Source organism: Halorubrum sp. SS7, from assembly GCF_005435055.1.
GTDB lineage: Archaea > Halobacteriota > Halobacteria > Halobacteriales > Haloferacaceae > Halorubrum > Halorubrum salinarum.
The window spans coordinates 2,801-3,510 of the sequence record NZ_SGXV01000048.1 but is presented as its reverse complement, the minus strand read 5'-3'; the positions used below and the strand labels follow the sequence as shown (position 1 = coordinate 3,510).

The window sequence follows — 710 nt, the reverse complement described above, 5'->3', positions numbered from 1 at the left end:
AGCGATCACCCGCCGGGCCACGACACCGCGTCGCGGACCGCGGCGGGAACGTCCGCCCGATCGACCTCCCTGACCGACGAGGTGTCGGCGTAATCTAGAATCACCGCTTCCGGGAGGTCCGCGGTGTCGATCCCCTTGAGGATCGGGAGTGCGTCCCCGTGTGCGCTGTCCCGACGGTACGCCGCCGCGAAGAGAACGCTCGTGTCGACGAGTGCCCGGGGCATCTACTCGGGGTCGACGCCCCACGCGTCGTGTTCGCTCTCGACATCGGTCTCCCGGTCGCCGTCGTATCCGTCGAAGTCGCTGAACGTCCCGCTGCGCTGTTGGACGACCCGCACGCGGAGCGTCCCGTCGTCCTCGATCTGCCAGCGGAGCTTGTCACCGTCGTCGATCTCCATCTCTCGACGGATGTGCGCGGGAATGTTCGCCTGGTTTCCCGAGACCTTGCTTTCGGAATCAACGCTCTCGCTGCTCATGCTCGGGAGTATGAGACCGCTCTCAATAAACTTAGTGTGCTCATACACTACTGTTGAAGACACGGCGACGAACAGGTCTACTCAGGACTGTGGTGTCGGCGTAGTGTGATCGACGCCGACGAGGTCGCGAGAGATCTGTTCGAGGACCGCGTTCCGCGTGTAGTCCTGCCAGCAGTTCACGTAGGCGTAGGGGACTTCGAGGACTTCCTGCCGGAGCTCGCGAACGGCGGCCTT

1 protein-coding gene and 2 pseudogenes are annotated in these 710 nt (G+C 63.9%); all 3 read right to left on the bottom strand.

Translation table 11 applies throughout. From position 1 onward, the window contains the following. Nucleotides 1-89: 89 nt before the first annotated feature. Nucleotides 90-224 (bottom strand): annotated as a pseudogene (locus EXE44_RS16245) (VapC toxin family PIN domain ribonuclease); the annotation flags it as partial. After that, complete coding sequence (locus EXE44_RS16240) at nt 225-476, bottom strand: AbrB/MazE/SpoVT family DNA-binding domain-containing protein (RefSeq protein WP_008442702.1); 252 nt, start codon at nt 474-476, stop codon at nt 225-227. It lies immediately after the preceding pseudogene. Nucleotides 477-590: 114 nt separating this feature from the next. Beyond that, nucleotides 591-710, bottom strand: a pseudogene (locus EXE44_RS21490) (AAA family ATPase); the annotation flags it as partial.

What these genes read in the sequence shown, in the direction of transcription:
- EXE44_RS16240 (WP_008442702.1), bottom strand. Translation starts at nt 476, where the DNA reads ATGAGCAGCGAGAGCGTTGATTCCGAAAGCAAGGTCTCGGGAAACCAG.